Source organism: Streptomyces sp. NPDC037290, assembly GCF_055603245.1.
The window spans coordinates 114,191-134,851 of the sequence record NZ_JBVJVZ010000011.1; the positions used below are offsets into that span (position 1 = coordinate 114,191).

A 20,661-nucleotide genomic window follows, 5' to 3' on the forward strand; every position below is an offset into this window, starting at 1 on the left:
AAGCGGCGCGCCGGCCAGGCCCATAGCGTGAAGCTCCCGCATCACCTGACTTCCCACATGAGGGCTTCGCGATGTCCACAGTTCAGAGCCAACGGATGACGATCGGCGACTTCCTGCTCCGCCGCCTGGCGGAGGCCGGTATCGGTCACCTGTTTGGCGTCCCGGGCGACTACAACCTCGAGCTGCTCCAGCAGATGCAGGACAGCGGCACGATGGAGTGGGTCGGCAACTGCAGTGAGCTGAGCGCCTCCTACGCGGCAGACGGCTACGCACGTCTGAAGGGCATGGGCGCGTTCCTGGTGACCAACGCCGTGGGCGCCATGAGCGCGATCAACGGGGTCGCCGGCTGCTACGCCGAGCACGTCCCGGTCATCGCCATCTGCGGCTCCATCCCACTGCGGTCCATCGACCGCGGCCTCGGGATGCACCACACGATGGCCGATGGCACCTGGGACCGCTTCCTCGCAGCCTATGCGCAGGTGACCGCCGCGCAGGTCCGGCTGACCCCGCGCAACGCGGCCATGGAGATCGACCGGTTGATCCTCACGGCCTGGCGGGAGAAACTCCCGGTCTACATCGAGTTGCCCTCCGACATCGCCTACCTCGACATCGAGGTTCCGGCCGACCCGCTCGTGCTCGACCAGCCGCCCAGCGATCCGGAACGGCTGCGCTCGTGCGTCTCCGCGATCGTGAGCCACCTGTCCCACGCGCGTTCGGCGGCGATTCTGGTGGACCTGGACGTGGATCGATTCGACGTCGCGGCAGAGGTGATGGAGCTGGCCGAGAAGATGAGGCTGCCGGTGGCGGCGTGCAGCACCGCCAAGGCGGTGATCACCGAGACGTCCCCGAACTTCGTGGGCATCTACAACGGCAAGGCCAGCGCGCCGGAAACGATCGAAGCGGTCGAGAACAGCGAGTGCCTGCTCGCCATCGGATACAGGCCGATCGAGGTGACCACCGGCGACTTCTCCGCGAAGCTGCCGGCCGGCACCATCCACCTGCGCGGTCACTCGGCCGACGTCGGGGTGGAGAACTTCCAGGCCGTGACGCTCAAGGAAGTGCTCCGCGGTGTGGTCGAGGCCGCGCCGCAGGCCGACGAGCGTGCCATTCGCCGGCCCCCGCCCCCGTCTCTGCCGCAGACCGACGACACGGCCGAGCTGACGCAGACCGGCTACTGGAAGGCCATCCAGGAGTACGTGCGTCCCGGCGACGTGCTGCTGGTCGACAACGGCACTTCCTATGCCCTGTTCGGGGTGCAACTGCCGGACGGCTGCACCTTCGTCGGATCCGTCAACTGGGGCTCGATCGGCTTCTCGGTCGCGGCGCTGCTCGGCACGCTGACCGCCGCTCCGGAGCGTCGCCACCTGCTGTTCGTGGGCGACGGCTCGTTCCAGGAGACCGCGCAGGAGCTCTCGACCATCCTGCACCACGACCACAAGCCGGTGATCCTGCTGATCAACAACGGTGGGTACACCATCGAACGCGGCTACCTCGGCCGGGACGAGCGCTACAACGACATCGCGAACTGGGCGTACGCAGATCTGCCGAAGGTCCTGTGCCCGGCCACCACGGCGAAGTCGTTCGTCGCCAGGACCCCCGCGGACCTGCGGAACGCCCTGGCGCAGCCCAACGACACCATGATCTTCATCGAGTCGGTCATGGACCCCCACGACATCCCCGCGCCCGTGGCCGCCAGCAGCAACCACGGGGCCGAGGTCGACTACGGACCGCGCGGTCCGCATCACCGCAAGGGCGCGCAGCTTCAGTCCGCCTGACGGCCGCGAACAGCGGTGCCCTTGGATGCCGGTCCGCGGTGGTCGGTGAGGGCTGACGTCCCCGCAGTCCGTTCAGCCGACGCTCAGCCGGGCCTCGCCGCCCTTCGGGTCGACGCGGTCGTGCCAGCGGGCGGTGAGGGTCAGGGTGCGGTTCGGGAGCGCGGTCCCGAGTGCCGGTCGCTCGCGGTGCAGGAGCCGGCCGTCCTGGTGGATCCGCAGGACCGGGCGGGTCAGCGGGGCGCCGGTGCGCAGGACGTAGCGGGCGGGCGGTGCGGCCGGGTCGATGCGGTTGGGGGCGACCCAGCGCAGCGGTGCCTCGGCGGTGAGCGGGACCCCGGGATCCGGCCAGGGGGCGCCCGCGAGGAAGTCCAGGACGGCAGCGGCCACCCGGGTGCCCTCGCCGGCCGCGGTACCGGCGCGCTCGACGGCGTGCAGGAGGTTCCCGGCGGCGAAGACTCCGGGCCGGGTGGTGTGCAGGGCACCGTCGACGGTGGGGCCGCGGGTGCCGGGGTCCAGGGCGAGGGCGCCGCGCCGGGCGAGTTCGTCGTCGGGGACGAAGTCGCCGGTGAACACGACGGTGTCGCAGGCCAGGAGGGCCGTACGGCCGTCGTGACGCCGGACCCGGACGCCGGACAGCCGGCCGTGGCCGAGGAGTTCGGCGACCGTGGTGTCCGTCAGCAGCGGGATGCCGTGGCCCAGCCGGGCCGTCTGGACGCGGGCCCGGCCGGTCTGCGCCCGGGGGTGCTCCGTGACCAGGGCGACGACCTCGGCGCCGGCCGCACGCACGGTGGCCGCCGCCGCGTACGAGACGTCCTCGGCGCCGACGACGACCGCGCGCGTGCCGATGCTCTGCCCGAACAGGTGGACGGCCTGCTGGAGTTCGCCGGTGGTGTAGACGCCGGCCGGCCGCGTGCCGGGCACCAGCCGAGCGGTGCGCGGGCGTTCCCGTGCACCGGTGGCGAGGACGACGGCCCCCGCCCCGATGGTCTCGGGCCCGCCGGGGCCGACGGCGTGGAGCGCCAGGCCCTCACCGGGCGCGGGGGACGCCACCGGGGACCCCTCAGCCGCACGCCCGTTCCCGGGTGCCGGTCGGCCGGTCTCCGCCCAGTCCAGGACCGTCACCCCGGTCCGGAGCACCGCGCCCGCGCGGTCGGCGGCCTCCGTCAGTCGGCGGGCGTACGCGGGGCCGGTCAGCGGACGCGTCCATGTGCCGAAGCCGCCGTGCGCGCAGTACCGCGGTACTCCGCCCGCCTCGGCCTCCCGCTCCAGTACCTCGACGCGCCCGGCACCGGCGGCGGCCAGCCGGGCGGCGGCCGCGAGGCCGGCGGGGCCGGCACCGACGACGAGGACGTCGACACGGCGCGGGCTCGTCATGCCCGGCCCTTTCCGGACGCCCTTCGCCGCACCGGCTCCCCCGCCTGCGGATCCCAGGTCGCTGAAGTGCTCCCGGCAAGGCCCCGTTCGAGCAGGTCCCGTACTGCCGCGCCGCAGTAGAACCCCTGGCAGCGGCCCGCGCGGGCGCGGGTGCGGCGGCGCAGGCCGTCCAGGGTGCGGGGCGGGATCGGAGCGGTGAGGGCGTCGCGGATCTCTCCTCGGGAGACGCGCTCGCAGTGGCAGACGAGGGTGCCGTACTCGGGGTCGGCGGCGATGAGCTCGGGCCGCTGGTAGGGGCGCGGGAACGCCTCGCCGAGGTTGGGCATGGCCGGCGGATCCGGCTCGCGGACCGGCCCGAGGTCGAGACCGGTGCCGGCCAGCAGGCCGGCCAGGTGGGCGGCGATGGCCATCGACGCGGTCAGGCCGGTGGAGCGGATGCCGCCGACGGTGACGTAACCCTGCTCGGGGTGGGCGGCGATGCGGTAGTCCTCCTGGCCGGTGGCCGCGCGCAGGCCGGCGTAGACGGCGGTGACCTCCTCGTCGAGCAGGGCGGGCAGGATCCGGCGGCCCCTCTCCCGCAGTCCGGCCAGGCCGTCGGCGGTGGAACCCGTGGCCCGCTTGTCGTCGAGGTCCTCGGCCGTGGGACCGAGCAGGACGTTGCCGTAGACGGTCGGCGCGACCAGGACGCCCTTGCCGAGCGCGGTCGGCACGGGCAGCAGGATGTGCCGGACGAGCGGGCGGGCGAGCTTGTCGTGGACCAGGAGCTGGCCGCGGCGCGGGGTGACGGTGAAGTCCTCGTGGCCGAGCAGCCGGTCGACGGTGTCGGCGTGCAGTCCGGCCGCGTTGACGAGCCGGTGGGCGCGGAGCGCGCCCCGGGACGTCGTCAGGTGGTGGTGGCCCTCCTGCCACGTCACCTTCCGCACCGCGGTGTTCAGGTGCAGCTCCACTCCGGCGCGGACCGCCTGGGTGGTGTACGCCAGGGTCGTCGTCCAGGGGCAGATGATGCTCTCGCCGGGCACGTGGAGGGCGCCGAGCGCCCCGGGGCCGAGGTGCGGTTCGCGGGCGTACAGTTCCTCCGGGCCCAGCAGGCGTGTGGCGTGGCAGCCGTTGCGCTGGGCCTTCCCGGCCAGCCGGGGCAGGGCGGTCAGCTGCTCCTCGTCCCAGGCGACCAGCAGCGCGCCCACGCGTTCGACGGGGATGCCGGTCTCGGCGGCGTAGGCGCCCAGCAGCTCGTAACCCTCGCGGACCAGCCGGGCCTCCAGCGTCCCGGGGGCCGCGTCGAAACCGGTGTGCAGGATCGCCGTGTTCGCTTTGGACGTGCCCTGGCCGACGTCGTCCTGGGCCTCGACCAGGGCGACGTCCAGGCGGGGCCGGCGGGCGAGTTCACGGGCGAGGGCGCAGCCGACGACTCCGGCGCCGACGATCACGACGTCGTACGTCCGGCTCGGCAGCGGGCCCTCCCAGGTGACGGTCATGGGAGGTCACGAGCCGAGCAGGGCGGCCACGGCCGTGCGGAAGCGGGCGCGGCGTTCGGCGGCCTGGTCGGCGGTGACGCGGGGTTCGTACACGGCGGCGGGCTTCCAGTCGGGCAGGGCCTGTTCGACGGCCAGGGTACGGTCCGCGCCGAGACGGGCCAGGGTGGCCGCGCCGAGGGCGGTCGCGTCGGGCAGCGCGGACACCTCGACGGGGCGCTGCAGCAGGTCGGCCTGGGTCTGCATGAGCAGCGCCGAGCGGGTCAGGCCGCCGTCGACGCGGAGCGTGTCCAGCGGGGTGCCGAGGTCGGTGGCGGCCGCGTCGGCGAGTTCGGCGACCTGGGCGGCGATGCCCTCGCACAGGGCCCGCACCAGATGGCCCGGCCCGGTGTCGAGGCCGAGTCCGGTGAGCGAGCCGCGCAGGTCGCCGCGCCACCAGGGAGCGGCGAGCCCGGCGAGCGCGGGGACGAAGGTGACGCCGCCGCTGTCGGGGACGGCCCCGCCGACGGGGTCGAGGTCGGCGGCGGAGGAGATGACACCGAGGCCGGTGAGCCAGCGGACGGCGGAGGCGGCCGTGTAGACCTGGCCGTCCAGGCAGTAGCCGGTGGTGCCGGCGAGCCGCCAGGCCACGCAGCTGACCAGGCCGGAGTCGCCGCGCCGGGGGCGGTCGCCGGTGTGCGCGAGGAGGAACGCTCCGGTGCCGTAGGTGCACTTGGCGGCGCCGGGGGCGGTGACCCGCTGGGCGAGCAGGGCGGCCTGCTGGTCGACGGCCAGACCGGTGAGCGGGATCTCCTGGCCGAACTCCGTTGTCGTGCCGATGTGCTGGGCGCTGTCGGTCACCTGGGGAAGCCGTTCGTCCGACAGGCCGTACACCTCCAGCGCCCTCGGCGACCACCGCGTCCCGTCCAGGTCGAGGAGCTGGGTGCGGCCGGCGGTGGCGGCGTCGGTGGCGAAGGCGCCGGTGAGGCGGTGCACCAGCCAGGCGTCGGAGGTGGTGACGACGCCCTCGCGGGTGAGGTGGCGGCGGATCCAGGCCATCTTGGGCGCGGCGAAGTACGGGTCGAGGGGCAGGCCGGTCAGGCGGCGCAACTCCTCGGCGTGTGCCGCCAGTTCGGTGCACAGGGACTCGGCGCGCCGGTCCTGCCACACCAGGGCGTCGGTGAGCGGGCGGCCGTCGGCCGGGTCCCAGGCGAGGACGGTCTCCCCCTGGTTGGCGAGCCCCAGGGCCACGACGTCCTCGCCGGCCTCGGCGAGCGCCTGCCGGCCGGCGTGCACCACGGAGTCGTACAGCTCGGCGGGGTCCACCTCGACCCGTCCACCGGGCAGGTACCGGGGGCGGACCCCGGCGAACCCGGTGCCCAGGACGCCTCGTTCCGGACAGACAACGAGGGCCTTGGTGCCGGACGTGCCCTGGTCGACGGCGAGCACCGGCCCGGTCATCACGCCTTCTCCCTCTCGGCCCCGAAGATCACACCGTGTCAGCCTGCCGTCGCGCCGCGTCCGCGTCAAGCTCATCCCGGCCCCCAACATGCCTGGCCAGATGGTTGAGTTGGCAACAATGGCAAGGCGGAACCCACGCCTCTATAGTGACGGCCGACCGGCGCACCACCTCTCGATCCCCGCCCAGAGGAGGGCAGTTGCTACGCGACCCCGGGGCCGACGCCTGATGGCCAGAGAAGGCCCCCGTCCCTCCTACGACCCCGCCGGCCCCGACAACGACCTGCGCGCCGCGCTCCAGGACCTGCGCACCGGCCGCTGGATGGCGATGCGCGCGCTGCTCGCGGACACCGCGCGGGGGTGGCAGTGGACCCAGCGCACCCAGGTCCTCGCGGCGGCCGCCGCCGGCACCGACGTGGTGCGCGCCTGGCTCACGGAGGAGCCGGACAGTGTCCACGCCGCGGTGATGCACGCGCGCGTCGGCGTGGAGCGGGCCCTGCGGGCCCAGCGGGAGAGGCACCGCCGTACCCACGAGCTGTGGATCGAGGCCTGGGACGCCGCCCAGTCCGCCACCCGGACCGCCCCGCAGGACCCGGTGCCCTGGGTGTGTCTGCTGGCGCTGGCCCAGCTGGATCCGGATCAGCGGTGGGAGGAGCACCGGGTGGCCGCGCCCGAGCCGGTGCTCCCGCCGGGACCCTGGGGGCTGCTGGCCGAGGCCGCCAAGCGCGACCCGTACAACCGCGAGGCCCACCACCGGATGCTGCAGTTCCTGTACGCGCGGAGCGGCTCGGGCCGGCTCGCGGAGGCCTCCGCGTACGCGCAGTGGGCCGCCGCGCGGGCCCCGGCCGGTTCCGCGCTGCACGTGCTGCCGCTGTACGTCCGCGTCGAGCGTTACCGGCGCGACAGCGGGCACGACGCGGCGCTCGACCTGCACTGGGTGGCGGAGGACGCGGCCCGGGAGGCGGGGCGCGCCCTGCGGTCCTGGTTCGAGCACACGCACCGCGACGAGCGCTCACTGCTGGACCTCAACCACCTGGCCCACGCCCTGTGGGGATCGCTGCGGTTCCCCGACGCGGCCCGGGTGTTCGAGGCCGTCGGCCCGTACTTCACACCCCCGCCGTGGATGTACCGCACGCCCGACCGCTCCCGTGCCGTGGAGGTCTTCACCCAGGCCCGCGAGCGCTGCCGGGCCGCCGCGGACGGCTCCCGCCCGTGACGGTCCGCTGAACGCACCCTGTCCCCCCGCTCGTCGACCCGGAGGTCCCCGCATGTCCCCCACCCCCGATCCCGCGCCCTCCCCGGGCCTGCACCAGCAGGACGAGGAGCAGCGGCTGCGCGAACTCGGCTACCGGCCGGTGCTGGCCCGTCGCATGGGCGGCTTCGGCAACTTCGCGATCAGCTTCTCGGTGATCTCGGTCCTGTCCGGCTGCATGACGCTGTACGGCTTCGGCCTGAACACCGGCGGTCCCGCCGTGATGCTGTGGGGCTGGGCGGGCGTCGGCCTGTTCGTCCTGTGCGTCGGTCTCGCGCTCGCCGAGGTCACCAGCGCCTACCCGACCTCCGGTGCGCTGTACTACATGGCGGACCGGCTCGGCGGCCGCCGCTGGGGCTGGTACACCGGCTGGCTGAATCTGCTCGGTCTGCTCGGCGCGATCGCCGGTATCGACTACGGCGCCGCGCTGTTCACCGGCGCCTTCGCGAACCTCCAGTGGGGCTTCGAGCCCACGCCCGGCAGGACCATGCTGATCTTCTGCGCCATTCTGCTGCTGCACGCGGTGCTGAACCTGTTCGGCGTCCGTCTGGTCAGCCTGCTCAACTCGGTCAGCGTGTGGTGGCATCTGGCGGGCGTCGCCCTCATCGTCGGCGCGCTGGCGATCGTCCCCGACCACCACCGGTCGGCGTCCTTCGTGTTCACGAAGTTCGTCAACGAGACCGGCTGGCACAACCCGCTCTACGTGGCGGCCATCGGCCTGCTGCTCGCCCAGTACACCTTCTCCGGGTACGACGCCTCCGCCCATCTGTCGGAGGAGACCTCGCAGGCCTCGGTGTCCGCGGCGCGCGGCATCGTGCGGTCCATCTGGGCGTCCTGGATCGCCGGCTTCGTTCTGCTCGCCGGTCTGACCTTCGCCATCCAGGACTACGACGCCACGCGCACCACCGCGACCGGCGTGCCGCCCGCGCAGATCCTGCTGGACGGCCTCGGCACCGGCGGCGCGAGCGCGCTGCTGCTGGTCGTGATCATCGCCCAGCTGTTCTGCGGGAACGCCGAGGTCGCGGCGGCCAGCCGGATGGTGTTCGCGTTCAGCCGGGACGGCGCGCTGCCCGGCTCGCACCTGTGGCGCAAGGTGAGCGCACGCACCCAGACGCCGGTCGCGGCGGTGTGGCTGTCGGTGATCGTCGCCGGTGTCCTCGCCCTGCCGTCGCTGTACTCGGCGACGGCGTACAACGCGGTGACCGCCATCAACGTCATCGGCATCACCCCCGCCTACGCCATCCCGGTCCTGCTGCGGCTGCGCGCGGGCGACCGTTTCCGGCCGGGGCCGTGGCACCTGGGCCGCTGGAGCAGGCCGGTCGGCTGGATCGCGGTGATCTGGGTGGCCTGTGTGACCGTGCTGTTCTGCCTGCCGCAGGCCTCGCCGGTCACCGTCGACACGATGAACTACGCCTCGGTGGCGCTCGCCGTGGTGCTGGTCCTGGCGAGCGTCTGGTGGTACGTCGCCCGCCGGTCCTACGGCACTCCCACCTCCGCCGCGTACGGCAGCGACCGCGACCAGGCCGAACTCGCGGAGGGCATCGTCTGAGCCACCTGCCCGAAGAGCGCCGGTCCAGGTACGAACTGGTGTGCCGGATACGGCAGGATGAGCGATCGCGCCGGTCACCGGGGTTCTGGGACCGGCGCGCTCGCACATCCCGCACATCGAGCAGGTGACAACGTGACGCAATCTCACATCCGTCGAGGTACGCACCCCTTCGGCGGTGACCGGTGAACCGCTCGCTGACCCTGGACGACCTGGTACTCGCCGGGATCGCCGTGGCGGCGGGCCTGCTGCTCGCCTTCCTGTCGCGCACGCTGCTGCGCTGGCTGGCGGGGCACGCCAAGCGGACCCGCTGGAGCGGTGACGACGTCATCGTGGACGCGCTGCGCTCGGTGGTTCCCTGGGCGGCGATCGCGGGCGGGCTGGCGGCGGCGGGGATCGTCCTGCCTCTGACCCCGCCCGTCCGGCACCACACCGACCAGATCCTCGAGGTGTGGCTGATCCTGGTGGTGACGCTGTCCGCGGCCCGGGTGATCGCCGGTCTGGTCCGTACGGTCACCCAGTCCCGCTCGGGCGTGGCGGGCTCGGCGACCATCTTCGTCAACATCACCCGGGTGCTGGTCCTCGCGATCGGTTTCCTGGTCGTCCTGCAGACCCTCGGCATCTCCATAGCGCCCCTGCTGACCGCCCTGGGCGTCGGCGGTCTCGCCGTGGCGCTCGCCCTGCAGGACACCCTCGCCAACCTCTTCGCCGGCGTCCACATCCTGGCCTCCAAGACCGTCCAGCCCGGCGACTACATCCGGCTGAGCAGCGGCGAGGAGGGCTACGTCGTGGACATCAACTGGCGCCAGACGACGGTCCGCCAGCTGTCCAACAACCTGGTGGTCATCCCCAACGGCCAGCTCGCCAAGGCCAACATGACCAACTTCACGCACCCCGAGCAGCGGTTGACGGTGCTGGTGCAGGTCGGGGTGGGCTACGACGCCGACCTGGAGCACGTGGAGCGCGTGACGGCCCAGGTCGTCGCGGAGGTCATGCGGGAGGTCGAGGGCGCCGTCCCGGAGCACGAGCCCGCCATCCGCTTCCACACCTTCGGCGACTCCCGGATCGGCTTCACGGTGATCCTCGGCGTCGGCGAGTTCAGCGACCAGTACCGCATCAAGCACGAGTTCATCAAGCGCCTCCACCGCCGCTACCGCGCGGAGGGCATCAGCATCCCGGCCCCCACCCGCACGGTGGCACTGCAGCAGGGCGCGGTGCTGATCCCGCACCAGCGCAGCGGGGAGGACGTCGTCCCGGGGGCCGTCGAGTAGCTCGTGGCACTGCTCGTATGCTCGAAGGAGCATGAGCACCCCGCCCGACCCCCGTTCCCTGGACCAGCGGCTGGACGCGATCGCGCGCCAGCCGTTCCGGGCGAGGTTCCACCTGCGCGGGCGGGAGCGGGCCACCGCCGAGCTGAAGGGGCCGGCGACCCTGCGGTGGCACGCGTACGACCTGACCGCGAAGCGGCTGGCACCGGCCGCGCCGTACAAGGACGGCAAGCAGACGCCGTACCGCGGTCACCCGGTCTTCGTCGCGCAGCACGCGACCGCCACCTGCTGCCGTGGCTGCCTGGAACGCTGGCACGGGATCCCGAAGGGGCGCGAGCTGACCCGGGCCGAGCACGTGTACGTGGTGGACGTGATCTGCCGGTGGATCGAGCGGGAGACAGCGGGCGGGGGCGGAGAGGGTCCCGGCCGCGGGGGCTGACTCAGAGCGTGGCGGAGTTCTCGTCGTGGCCGTGCCACTGGCCGGCGCGCCTGCGGTGCGGGGCCGTGAGGGACGAGCCGGCGGGGTCACCGTCCAGAGTGCGGGTGGCCCGGCATGCGCGGGGTCTTCGTGCCGTACAGCCAGTCGCGCAGGAAGCCGGACAGGTCCTGGCCGTAGACCTCCTCGGGGCGGCCGGAGGGTCAGGGCCGGCCGCCGGTCGGTGAGCGATCGCGCATGGCCGGCGCGCGCTCGCTTGTCATGACCACGAGAGCGCCCGGGTGGTTCCACCGGCGGAGACGATTTCCGGTCAGGACCCCTGTCGAGCCGGACTCCATCACGAGATATCTTGATGTCGAGCAATGTTGCAGACGTGGAGCGGAGCACCCGGTGACTGACTCGACCATCATCTACACCTACACAGACGAGGCCCCGGCCCTGGCGACGCATTCGTTCCTGCCGGTGATCCAGGCGTACGCCTCGCAGGCCGGTGTGCCCGTGACCACCCGGGACATCTCGCTGGCCGGGCGCATCATCGCCGTCTTCCCGGAGTACCTGAACGAGGACCAGCGCATCCCGGACGCGCTGAGCGAGCTGGGCGAGCTGGCCAAGACCCCCGCGGCCAACATCATCAAGCTGCCGAACATCTCGGCGTCCATCCCGCAGCTCAAGGCCGCCGTCGCCGAGCTCCAGGGCAAGGGCTACGCGCTGCCGGACTACCCGGACGACCCGAAGACCGACGAGGAGCGCGAGATCCGCGCCCGCTACGACAAGATCAAGGGCTCCGCCGTCAACCCGGTGCTGCGTGAGGGCAACTCCGACCGCCGTGCCCCGGCCTCGGTGAAGAACTACGCCAAGACCCACCCGCACCGCATGGGCGCCTGGACCTCCGAGTCCAGGACCAACGTGGCCACGATGGGCGAGAACGACTTCCGCTCCACCGAGAAGTCCGTCACCATCGCCGAGGACGGCGCGCTGCGGATCGAGCTGGTCGCCGAGGACGGCACCACCACCGTCCTGAAGGAGTCCGTACCGGTCCTCAAGGACGAGGTCGTCGACGCCTCCGTCATGCACGTCGCCGAGCTGGAGCAGTTCCTCGCCGCGCAGGTCGCCCGCGCCAAGCAGGAGGGCGTCCTGTTCTCCGTGCACCTGAAGGCCACGATGATGAAGGTCTCCGACCCGATCATCTTCGGTCACGTGGTGCGCGCCTTCTTCCCGAAGACGTTCGCGAAGTACGGCGAGACCCTCAAGGCGGCCGGCCTCACCCCGAACGACGGCCTCGGCGGCATCCTCAAGGGCCTGGAGAACCTGCCCGAGGGCGCCGAGATCAAGGCCTCCTTCGACGCCGAGATCGCCGAGGGCCCGGCCCTCGCCATGGTCGACTCCGACAAGGGCATCACCAACCTGCACGTCCCCTCGGACGTCATCGTGGACGCCTCCATGCCGGCGATGATCCGCACCTCCGGCCACATGTGGGGCCCGGACGGCCAGGAGGCCGACACCCTCGCCGTCCTCCCGGACTCCTCCTACGCCGGTGTCTACCAGGCCGTCATCGAGGACTGCCGGGCCAACGGCGCCTACGACCCGTCCACCATGGGCTCGGTCCCGAACGTCGGCCTGATGGCTCAGAAGGCCGAGGAGTACGGCTCCCACGACAAGACCTTCGAGGTCCCGGCCGCCGGCACGGTCCGCCTGGTCGACCGGGCCGGCAACGTCCTGATCGAGCAGCCGGTCGCCCAGGGCGACATCTTCCGCGCCTGCCAGACCAAGGACGACCCGATCCGCGACTGGGTCAAGCTGGCCGTCACCCGCGCCCGCGCCACCGGCGACCCGGCGGTGTTCTGGCTGGACGAGACCCGCGCCCACGACGCGCAGCTCATCGCCAAGGTCAGGCAGTACCTGCCGGAGCACGACACCGAGGGCCTGGACATCAGGATCCTGTCGCCTGTCGAGGCCACCAAGCTGTCGGTGGAGCGCATCCGCCGCGGCGAGAACACCATCTCGGTCACGGGCAACGTCCTGCGCGACTACCTGACCGACCTGTTCCCGATCCTGGAGCTGGGCACCAGCGCCAAGATGCTGTCGGTCGTCCCGCTGATGGCGGGCGGCGGCCTGTTCGAGACGGGCGCCGGCGGCAGCGCGCCGAAGCACGTCCAGCAGCTGGTCAAGGAGAACTACCTGCGCTGGGACTCCCTCGGTGAGTTCTTCGCGCTCGTGCCCTCCTTCGAGCAGTACGCGGCGGCCACCGGCAACACCCGCGCCAAGGTGCTCGCCGACACCCTCGACCGCGCCACGGCGACCTTCCTCAACGAGGACAAGTCCCCGACCCGTCGCGTCGGCGGCATCGACAACCGCGGCAGCCACTTCTACCTGTCCCTGTACTGGGCGCAGGAGCTGGCCCGGCAGACCGACGACGCCGACCTCGCCAAGGCGTTCGCGCCGCTCGCCGAGGCCCTCGCCGCGAACGAGCAGACGATCGTGGACGAACTGGTCGCGGTCCAGGGCTCCCCGGCCGACATCGGCGGCTACTACCAGGTCGACAAGGCCAAGGCGGACGCGGTCATGCGCCCGTCGGCCACCTGGAACGAGGCGCTGGCGTCCCTGAACTGACGCCCGCCGCGCCCGCGCCCGGGTCGGTGCCCGCGGCGCGCAGGCCGCGCACCTGAGTGATCCTCCGCCCCGGTCGGCGACCCCGGCCGGGGCGGAGGCGTGTCCACCGAGAACGGAGCTGCCCGTGACCGAGCCTGTGCCGTCGTACGAACTCCTCCCCGGTGCCCCCGACTCGCCCGTGCTGTTGCACGTCCCGCACTCCGCGCGGGCCGTCCCCGCGGACGTGCGGGCCGGGATCGTGCTGGGGGACGCCGCGCTGGAGCGGGAACTGGACCACATCACGGACGCGCACACCGCCGAGCTCGCCGAGCGGGCCGCCGCACGCGCCGGCGTCACGCCCTGGCGGTTCGTGAACCGGCTGTCCCGGCTGGTCGTGGACCCGGAACGGTTCCCGGACGAGCGCGAGGAGATGACGGCCGTCGGCATGGGCGCCGTGTACACCCGGACCACGCACCGCGCCGCGCTGCGTCCCGCGGACACCGATCCGCAGCCGCTGCTGGCACGGTACTTCCGGCCGTACGCACGGGCCATGGCCGAGGCGGTCGCCGAGCGGCTGGCGGCGACCGGGCGGGCGGTGGTGATCGACGTGCACTCCTATCCGAGCGAGCCGCTCCCCTACGAGCTGCACGCCCGCGGCCCGCGTCCGCCGGTCTGCCTGGGCACGGACGCCTTCCACACCCCGCCGGAGCTGGCCGAGGCGGCCCGCGAGGCGTTCGCGGCCTGCGGGGAGACGGGCCTGGACAGCCCGTTCGCCGGGACGTACGTACCGCTGGACTTCCACGGCCGCGACGCCCGGGTCTCGGCCCTGATGGTGGAGATCCGCCGGGACACCTACATGTCCGAGCCGGGCGGCCCGGCCGGGCCCGGCCTGGAACGGCTGGCGGACGCGCTGGCCGCACTCGTGGACGCCGTCTGAAGCGCCCCTGAGGGGCCTCCGCCTGGACCACTCCAGCAGGACAGCCCACACCGTCCGTACCAGGGTGGACGTCATGACGACCGTGGAGACCAGCGCGTCCACCGGCCGGGAGCCCCGGCCGCCCGTCCGGGACTGGCCCGCGTCCGACCTGGACGGCACGGAGTTCGACCCGGTGCTCGCCGGCCTCATGCGCGAGGGTCCGCTGTCCCGGATCCGGCTGCCGTTCGGCGAGGGCTGGGCATGGCTGGCGACCCGCTACGAGGACGTGAAGCTGATCACCAGCGATCCGCGGTTCAGCCGCCGCGAGGTGACCCGGCGTCAGATCACCCGGCTGGCACCGGACTTCGCGCCCCGCCCCGGCTCGCTCGCCTGGGCCGACCAGCCCGACCACAACCGGCTGCGCAAGCCGATCGCCGACGCCTTCACGGTGCGGGCGATGAAGCGGCTGCGGCCCCGCGCGCAGGCGGTCCTGGACGAGCTGGTCGAGGGCGTCGTACGGGACGGGCCGCCGGCCGATCTGGTCGAACGGGTGCTGGAGCCGTTCCCGCTCACCGTCGTCAGCGAGGTGATGGGCGTACCCGCCGCCGACCGGGCGCGGGTGCACGCCTGGACCCGGGAGATCATCTCCACCCACGGCGCCGAGGCCGCCTCCCAGGCCAAGAACGGCCTGTACGGCTGGATCACCTCCGTCGTCCGGGCCCGCGCGGGCAGCACCGACGGGGACGTCTACTCGATGCTCGGCCGCGCCGTGGCGGGCGGGGAGATCAGCGAGGAGGAGGCCGTCGGGCTGGCCGGTCCGCTGCAGATCGGCGGCGAGGCCGTCACGCACAACTGCGGGCAGATGCTGTACCTGCTGCTGACCCGGCCGGAGCTGATGGCGCGGATGCGGGCTCGTCCCGAGGCGCGCGGTCCGGTGCTGGACGAACTGCTGCGCCACATCCCGCACCGCAGCACGGTCGGGCTCGCCCGCATCGCGCGGGAGGACGTGGAGATCGCCGGCCACCGGATCGCCGCGGGCGAGCCGGTCTACGTCTCCTACCTCGCCGCGAACCGCGACCCCGACGTCTTCCCGGACCCGGACCGCATCGACCCCGACCGCACTCCGAACCCGCATGTGGCGTTCGGCAACGGCCCGCACTTCTGCACCGGCGCGGTGCTGGCCCGGCTGCAGACCGAACTGCTGGTGGACACACTCCTGGACCGGCTGCCGGGGCTCCGGCTCGCCGTGCCGGCCGACCAGGTGCGGTGGCGGCACAGGACGATGATCCGCGGCCCGCGAACGCTGCCCGTGACCTGGTCCCCCTGACCGGTTCAGGCCCGCAGCCACTCCGTGACGATCACCTCCGCGCCGGCCCGCAGCCTGAGGGCGAACGGGCCGGCCGGCGCGGTGTCGCTGCTGAAGCGGCCGAGGGTGTCGACGGTGACCGGGCGGGCGGTCTGCGGGCCGCCGAGCACCTCGATGCGCGCCGACTGCGGCGGCAGCACCTGGCCGATCAGCCCGTCGTCGGTGACCTCGACGTCGACGGTGACCTCACCGGCGCGGAACGTCAGCATCCGCGGGGCGTCCGTGACACCGCGGACCGGCAGCGCGTCCACGAGCGAGTCGAAGGTCAGCTCGGCGAGCCGCGCGTCCAGGTCGTGCAGGGCGTAGGCGTCCAGGGCGAGTTGGCGCAGGACGTCCGGTACGGGGTCCAGGACGGCGGCGGCCTGGCGCAGCTCCTCCTCCAGCAGGGCGTCCGCCAGTTCCTCCGCCCCGTCCGCCCCGTCCGGTCGGGGCGAGCCCGCGTCCTGTCCCGGGAACCGGTTCTCGTCGTCGTTCACGCCGCACCCCGTGCGTCCATCCGGGCCCGCAGCCGGCGCAGACAGCGCTGGCGCAGCGGGCCGATGCTGCCGACCGCGATACCGAGCGCGGCCGAGACCTCCCCGTAGCTGGGCGGCGGGGAGGCCATGAGCACGCGCAGCAGCTGCCGGCAGCGCTCCCCCAGCCCCTCCAGCTCCTGCCACAGGCGGCGGACCCGCTCGGCCCGGTCCGCCGCCTCCTCCGAATCGATCAGCGACTCCTCCGGGGTCCGGTCGTCGCTGGCCCGGTCCAGCACCCGCGGATCGTCCGTCAGGGTCAGCCGGGTCAGGGCCTTGAGCACCTTCAGACACTCGTGGCGGGTGGTGCTCGCCAGCCAGGAACCCGCCTTGTCGGGCTCGCGGATCCGGCCCAGGTGCTGGGCGAAGCGGAACCACACGGTCTGGTAGACCTCGTGCCCGTCGGCGTCGGAGAGCCGGTGGGCGCGCACCACCGACCACACGAGCGGACTCATCCCTTCCACCAGTGCTTTCCAGGCCGCGGCGTCCCCGTCGACGGCGGACTGGACCAACGCGCCGACCTCTGTTCGGTCCACGGCTCCACCCCTTGTGTACGGCACGTCATGGTACGCCGTGGAGCGGAGGGTTCCGGCCCTCATGCGGGCACGGCCGGGACGACGACCGGGACGGGGCGCCAGGTGGGCGGCCGGAGCGCCGGGACGTGCGCCCCGCGCACCTCGGCGGTGTCCGTGGTGGCCGCGAGCAGGCGCGTGCGCGCCGCGCGCGGGTCGCGCTCCTGGTGCGCCGTCATATGGGCGGCGACCAGGGCCGCCGCGACCGGGGTGGCGAAGGAGGTGCCGCTCCACTGCGCGAGCCCGTCGAACATCACCTGGTCCGGCTTGGCCCCGGTGCTCTCACGGCCCTCGCTCAGCACACCGGTGTGCCGCGGGAACTGGCAGGTGCAGGGGTAGTCGAAGCCGAACCGGCAGGCGTCGTAGGTGGAGTGCTGGTACACGTACGGCACGGGCGTGCCGAAACCGGTCAGCGCGCTGGTGAGGCGCTCGCCGGGGGCGTAGACCCGCACCCAGGGACCGTGGTTGCTGAAGCAGGCCTCGCCGTCGCCGTCCGCGCGCAGCGCGCCGACCGACAGCACGCTGTCCGCGTACTCGGGAAGGGCGGCGTAGGCGGCGGGCCAGAACGGCGTGTCACTGGAGTTGTTGCCGGCGGCGGCGACCAGCAGGGTGCGCTGCTCGCGCAGTTCGCGCATGAACGCGTCCAGGCCGATCAGGCCGTCGCCGTCCTCGGTGGGGGTGCCCGCGGAGAGGCTGATGATGTCGGGCCAGCCGCCCTGGTCGACCGCCTCGAAGAGCCGGGCGCCGAACTCGGACTCCAGGATCGCCCCGGCGTCGTTCAGGGTGCCCCGGACGGTCACGTCGGTGTTGGGCGCGACAGCCCCGAGGATCCCCGCGATGAACGTCCCGTGGCCGACGTACTGGCGCAGCACCCCCTCGGCGTCCGTCTCGGCCGCCTGGGCGTCGCCGGTGGTGTGGGCGAGCAGCGGGTAGGAGCGGTGGTCGTGCACGAGGCCGGTGTCGATCACGAGAACGCCGACGGCGCTCGCCGCGTCGTACCGTACGTCGGTGGCGGCCGGGTTGGCCGGGCGGGTGCGCGCGACGGGCACCGGCTCGTCGCCGGGGCAGGCGTTGACCGCGATGTGCACCACGTGGTTGCGGCCCACAAGCCGGCGGCCCTGGCGGTCCTCGGCCTCCCGCAGGGCGCGCAGCGCGTGCGGGACGGTGTCCTCGCCGGAACTCGGGTCACCGACCCGGATGCGGGTGACACCGGTGCGGCCCCCGTCGGGGCCGTCCCGGCGGACGTGGTCGGGGACCAGGCCCTCGGTCGCGGTGAAGTGGGCGCGCACGGTGTCCTCGACGACGCGGGCCTCCTCGCCGTCCCGGGCCAGGACGACCTCCTTCTCGTAGAGGAAGTGGCCGTCCTCCTGCGGGCCCATGGCCAGCGCGACGCCGGGCATGGAGCGTTGGATGTGCGCGAACTGCTCGTGGAATCGCTGTGGTGCCATGACGTGTCCTCCCCCTGCAGACGGTGTTCGACAGTGAGAGTCGGGGGGACACCGTCTGATACAGCAGGCCACTACCATGCGAGACGTGACAGCGGGAAGCGAGTCGGTCCTCGAACTGCTGCCCCTGGTGTTCGCCGACCCGGGCGAGGCCCGGGCACGCGCGGAACAGGTGCTGCACGCGGCTCCGCCGCCGCTGCACGCCAGCGTCGCCCACCAGGTGCTCGGCATCTGGCAGCGGGACTTCGGCGATCTGCGGATCGCGCTCGGGCATCTGCGCCGGGCCCGCGACCTGGCCGCGCGCGCCGAGTCGGCCGACCGCGAGGCGGATGTGCTCGCGACGCTCGGGGTCGCACTGGTGCACGCGGGGCGCACGCGGCAGGGGCTCACCTCCTTCGAGCGCGGGGTCGCCCGGGGCAGCGGGCACACCCGGGCCCGGGTGCTGTACCGGCGGGCGTACGTGTGGTGGGTGCTGGGGCACCACCGGGAGGCCCTGGAGGACGTACGGCGGGCGCTGCCGGTGCTGCGGCAGGCCGGCGACGACATCTGGACCGCACGGGCGCTGACCCTGCGGGCCACCGTGCATCTGGCGCTCGGCGCGGTGGACCGGGCGGTCGCGGACTTCTCGGCGGCGGAACGGCTGTGGGACACCACAGGCCAGGAGCACGACAAGGCCGACGCGGTGGAGAGCCGCGGGCTCGCCGCGTTCCGGTCCGGGGACATCCCGGCGGCGCTGCGGCTGCTCGACGAGGCCGAGGAGCGGTACGCGAAACTCGGCACGCCCACCTACATGCTGTCCATCCGGCGCTGCGAGGTGCTGATGGCGGCCGGTCTCGCCCCGGAGGCGCTGGCCGAGGCGGACGCGACGATCGCGCTGCTGGACCGGATCGGCGGGCAGTCCACCCGCAAGGCCGAGCTGCTGCTGGCCGCCGCGCGGGCCGCCCGCTCGGCCGGGGACCCGCACACCGCCGTGGCCCGCGCCGCCGTCGCCGTGCGGCTGTTCGCGGCGCAGCGGCGGATGTGGTGGGAGACCCACGCCCGTCTGGTGCTGATCGAGGCGCGGGTGACGGCCGGGCGGCGCTCGGGCCGGCTGGTCGCGGACGCGGCGGCGGTCGCCGGGAAGCTGGCCTCCTTCGGTTCGCCCGCCGCGCCGGAGGCGTCGTTGCTCGCGGGCCGGATCGCCCTGGCGCTGGGCTGGACGGCCGACGCGGAGCGGCACCTCGCGGTGGCCGCGCGCAGCCGGCACGCCGGTCCGCCGCCGGCCCGGGTGACGGGCTGGGCGGCCCAGGCGCTGCGGGCACGCGCGGCCGGTTCCCGGCGGGGTGTGCTGGAGGCCTGCCGGCGCGGCCTGGACGTGCTCGACGACCACCGAATGACGCTGGGCGCCTCGGAGCTGCGGGCCCACGTCACCGCGCAGGGCGCCGAACTGGCCGCACTGGCCCAGGAGGTGAGCCTCGCCCACGGCTCCCCGCGCCGGCTGCTCCAGTGGAGCGAGCGCTGGCGGGCGACGGTGCTGTCCGCGCCGCCCACCCGGCCGCCGGCCGATCCGGCGCTGCTCAGCGGCCTGACCGCGTACCGGGAGATCGCGGCGCGCGCGGAGGAGTCCCGGATGGAGGGCCGCCCGGTTCCCGCGCTGGAGCGCGAACAGCGGCGCCTGGAACGGGAGATCCGCTCCCGCACCCACCACATACGCGGCGCCGCCCCGCACGAGGGCGACCGCTTCGACGGGGCCCGGCTGCTGGACCGGCTCGGCGAGGCACGCCTGGTCGAACTCGCCGTGGTCGACGGCCGGGTGCACGTCCTGCTGTGCGGCCAGGGCCGGGTACGGCGGTTCGCCGGCGGCCCGCTGGCCGAGGCGGTCGCCGAGGCCGAGCACGTCCAGGCAGGCCTGCGGCGGCTCGCCCACCCCGGCGCCGAGGCGCGCCTGCCCCTGGTGGAGGCCGCCGGACTGCGCCTGCAGGAGCTGCTCCTGGCCGGCGCGGCGGCACACCTCGGCACGGGACCGGTGGTGATCGTGCCGCCGGGGGCCCTGCACCGGGTGCCGTGGGCCCTGCTGCCCGCGCTGCGCGAGAGGGTGCTCAGCGTGTCGCCGTCGGCGGGCAGCTGGCTGCGCGCCCGCGAGACCGAGCCACCGCCGGGCGGCCGGCACGTCCTGGTGCGCGGGCCCGGCCTGGCGACCGGCGGCGCGGAAGTACCGGAACTGGCCGACCGCTACGGCACGTCGGCGACGGTCCTCGAAGGCGACAGGGCCCAGGTCCCCCATGTCCTGGAGCACCTGGACGGCGCGGCCCTCGCGCACATGGCGGCCCACGGCACGTTCCGCGCCGACAGTCCCCTGTTCTCGGCCCTGCGCATGGCCGACGGCCCGCTGATCGTGCACGACTTCGAGCGGCTCGCCCGCAGCCCGTACCGGATCATCCTCTCCAGCTGCGACACCGCCCGCCTCGCCTCCGTCGGTGCCGACGAACTCCTCGGCCTGGTCACGGCGTTGCTGCCGCTGGGCACGGCCGGGGTGGTGGCGAGCAGCGCCCCGGTCAACGACGCGGCGGTGGTGCCCCTGATGCTGGCCCTGCACAAGAGCCTGGACGCGGGCCTGTCCCTGGCGGAGGCCCTGCGGGACGCCCGGACGGCCCTTCCCGAGGACCCGCTCCACCAGGCGACGGGCTGGGCGTTCGCGGCCTTCGGGGCGGCGTAGGGCGCG

At 73.7% G+C, this 20,661-nt stretch carries 15 protein-coding genes and 1 pseudogene; 9 read left to right on the plus strand and 7 right to left on the minus strand.

Annotated features, from left to right (window positions below; genetic code table 11):
- Positions 1-71 precede the first annotated feature (71 nt).
- Positions 72-1,775, plus strand: coding sequence for an alpha-keto acid decarboxylase family protein (locus tag ACZ7HQ_RS31620; RefSeq protein WP_470997254.1), 1,704 nt, complete (start codon positions 72-74; stop codon positions 1,773-1,775).
- A gap of 72 nt (positions 1,776-1,847) precedes the next feature.
- Here the strand turns inward: ACZ7HQ_RS31620 and ACZ7HQ_RS31625 are convergent, their stop codons facing one another.
- Genes ACZ7HQ_RS31625 through ACZ7HQ_RS31635 form a run of 3 tightly spaced genes read right to left on the minus strand, consistent with a single transcriptional unit; the run spans position 1,848 to position 6,061 of the window.
- Complete coding sequence (locus ACZ7HQ_RS31625; RefSeq protein WP_470997257.1) at positions 1,848-3,149, minus strand: FAD-dependent oxidoreductase; 1,302 nt, start codon at positions 3,147-3,149, stop codon at positions 1,848-1,850.
- Positions 3,146-4,624: an FAD-dependent oxidoreductase gene (locus ACZ7HQ_RS31630; protein WP_470997260.1), complete on the minus strand. Its 1,479-nt coding sequence runs from the start codon at positions 4,622-4,624 to the stop codon at positions 3,146-3,148. Before ACZ7HQ_RS31630 ends, ACZ7HQ_RS31625 begins: the two co-directional genes overlap by 4 nt.
- 6 nt (positions 4,625-4,630) lie before the next feature.
- Positions 4,631-6,061, minus strand: coding sequence for an FGGY family carbohydrate kinase (locus ACZ7HQ_RS31635; protein WP_470997263.1), 1,431 nt, complete (start codon positions 6,059-6,061; stop codon positions 4,631-4,633).
- Positions 6,062-6,287: 226 nt separating this feature from the next.
- Between ACZ7HQ_RS31635 and ACZ7HQ_RS31640 the strand changes: the two genes are divergently transcribed.
- The 4 genes from ACZ7HQ_RS31640 to ACZ7HQ_RS31655 all read left to right on the plus strand — a co-directional run bounded on the left by ACZ7HQ_RS31640 (position 6,288) and on the right by ACZ7HQ_RS31655 (position 10,563).
- Positions 6,288-7,274, plus strand: a complete 987-nt coding sequence (locus ACZ7HQ_RS31640) for a hypothetical protein (protein ID WP_470997266.1) — start codon at positions 6,288-6,290, stop codon at positions 7,272-7,274.
- A 52-nt stretch (positions 7,275-7,326) separates the two neighbouring features.
- Entirely contained in the window at positions 7,327-8,859 is a 1,533-nt protein-coding gene (locus tag ACZ7HQ_RS31645) for an amino acid permease (RefSeq protein WP_470997269.1), read from the plus strand.
- Between the two features lie 182 nt (positions 8,860-9,041).
- A complete protein-coding gene (locus ACZ7HQ_RS31650; protein WP_470997272.1) occupies positions 9,042-10,127 on the plus strand; it encodes a mechanosensitive ion channel family protein in 1,086 nt (361 codons plus the stop codon).
- Positions 10,128-10,158: 31 nt separating this feature from the next.
- The gene (locus ACZ7HQ_RS31655; protein ID WP_470997275.1) at positions 10,159-10,563 is read left to right on the plus strand and encodes a DUF4186 domain-containing protein; all 405 of its coding nucleotides are present in this window, start codon (positions 10,159-10,161) and stop codon (positions 10,561-10,563) included.
- A 1-nt stretch (position 10,564) separates the two neighbouring features.
- Here the strand turns inward: ACZ7HQ_RS31655 and ACZ7HQ_RS31660 are convergent.
- Positions 10,565-10,745 (minus strand): annotated as a pseudogene (locus ACZ7HQ_RS31660) (M1 family peptidase); the annotation flags it as partial.
- A gap of 205 nt (positions 10,746-10,950) precedes the next feature.
- Here ACZ7HQ_RS31660 and ACZ7HQ_RS31665 point away from each other — a divergent pair.
- From ACZ7HQ_RS31665 to ACZ7HQ_RS31675, 3 genes are all read left to right on the plus strand, one after another.
- Positions 10,951-13,170, plus strand: a complete 2,220-nt coding sequence (locus ACZ7HQ_RS31665; RefSeq protein WP_470997278.1) for an NADP-dependent isocitrate dehydrogenase — start codon at positions 10,951-10,953, stop codon at positions 13,168-13,170.
- A gap of 124 nt (positions 13,171-13,294) precedes the next feature.
- Positions 13,295-14,086 (plus strand): N-formylglutamate amidohydrolase, encoded by a 792-nt coding sequence (locus tag ACZ7HQ_RS31670; protein WP_470997282.1) that lies wholly within the window; start codon positions 13,295-13,297, stop codon positions 14,084-14,086.
- Between the two features lie 73 nt (positions 14,087-14,159).
- Entirely contained in the window at positions 14,160-15,392 is a 1,233-nt protein-coding gene (locus tag ACZ7HQ_RS31675) for a cytochrome P450 (protein ID WP_470997286.1), read from the plus strand.
- A 5-nt stretch (positions 15,393-15,397) separates the two neighbouring features.
- On the opposite strand, the gene ACZ7HQ_RS31680 is transcribed toward ACZ7HQ_RS31675, so the two are convergent.
- The 3 genes from ACZ7HQ_RS31680 to ACZ7HQ_RS31690 all read right to left on the minus strand — a co-directional run bounded on the left by ACZ7HQ_RS31680 (position 15,398) and on the right by ACZ7HQ_RS31690 (position 17,963).
- Complete coding sequence (locus ACZ7HQ_RS31680; protein ID WP_470997569.1) at positions 15,398-15,829, minus strand: hypothetical protein; 432 nt, start codon at positions 15,827-15,829, stop codon at positions 15,398-15,400.
- Between the two features lie 74 nt (positions 15,830-15,903).
- Complete coding sequence (locus tag ACZ7HQ_RS31685; protein ID WP_470997289.1) at positions 15,904-16,542, minus strand: RNA polymerase sigma factor; 639 nt, start codon at positions 16,540-16,542, stop codon at positions 15,904-15,906.
- Positions 16,539-17,963, minus strand: a complete 1,425-nt coding sequence (locus ACZ7HQ_RS31690) for a S8/S53 family peptidase (protein ID WP_470997292.1) — start codon at positions 17,961-17,963, stop codon at positions 16,539-16,541. Before ACZ7HQ_RS31690 ends, ACZ7HQ_RS31685 begins: the two co-directional genes overlap by 4 nt.
- Before the next feature lie 76 nt (positions 17,964-18,039).
- Here ACZ7HQ_RS31690 and ACZ7HQ_RS31695 point away from each other — a divergent pair, with 76 nt between their 5' ends.
- Entirely contained in the window at positions 18,040-20,655 is a 2,616-nt protein-coding gene (locus tag ACZ7HQ_RS31695) for a CHAT domain-containing protein (protein ID WP_470997294.1), read from the plus strand.
- The last annotated feature ends 6 nt before the right edge of the window (positions 20,656-20,661 follow it).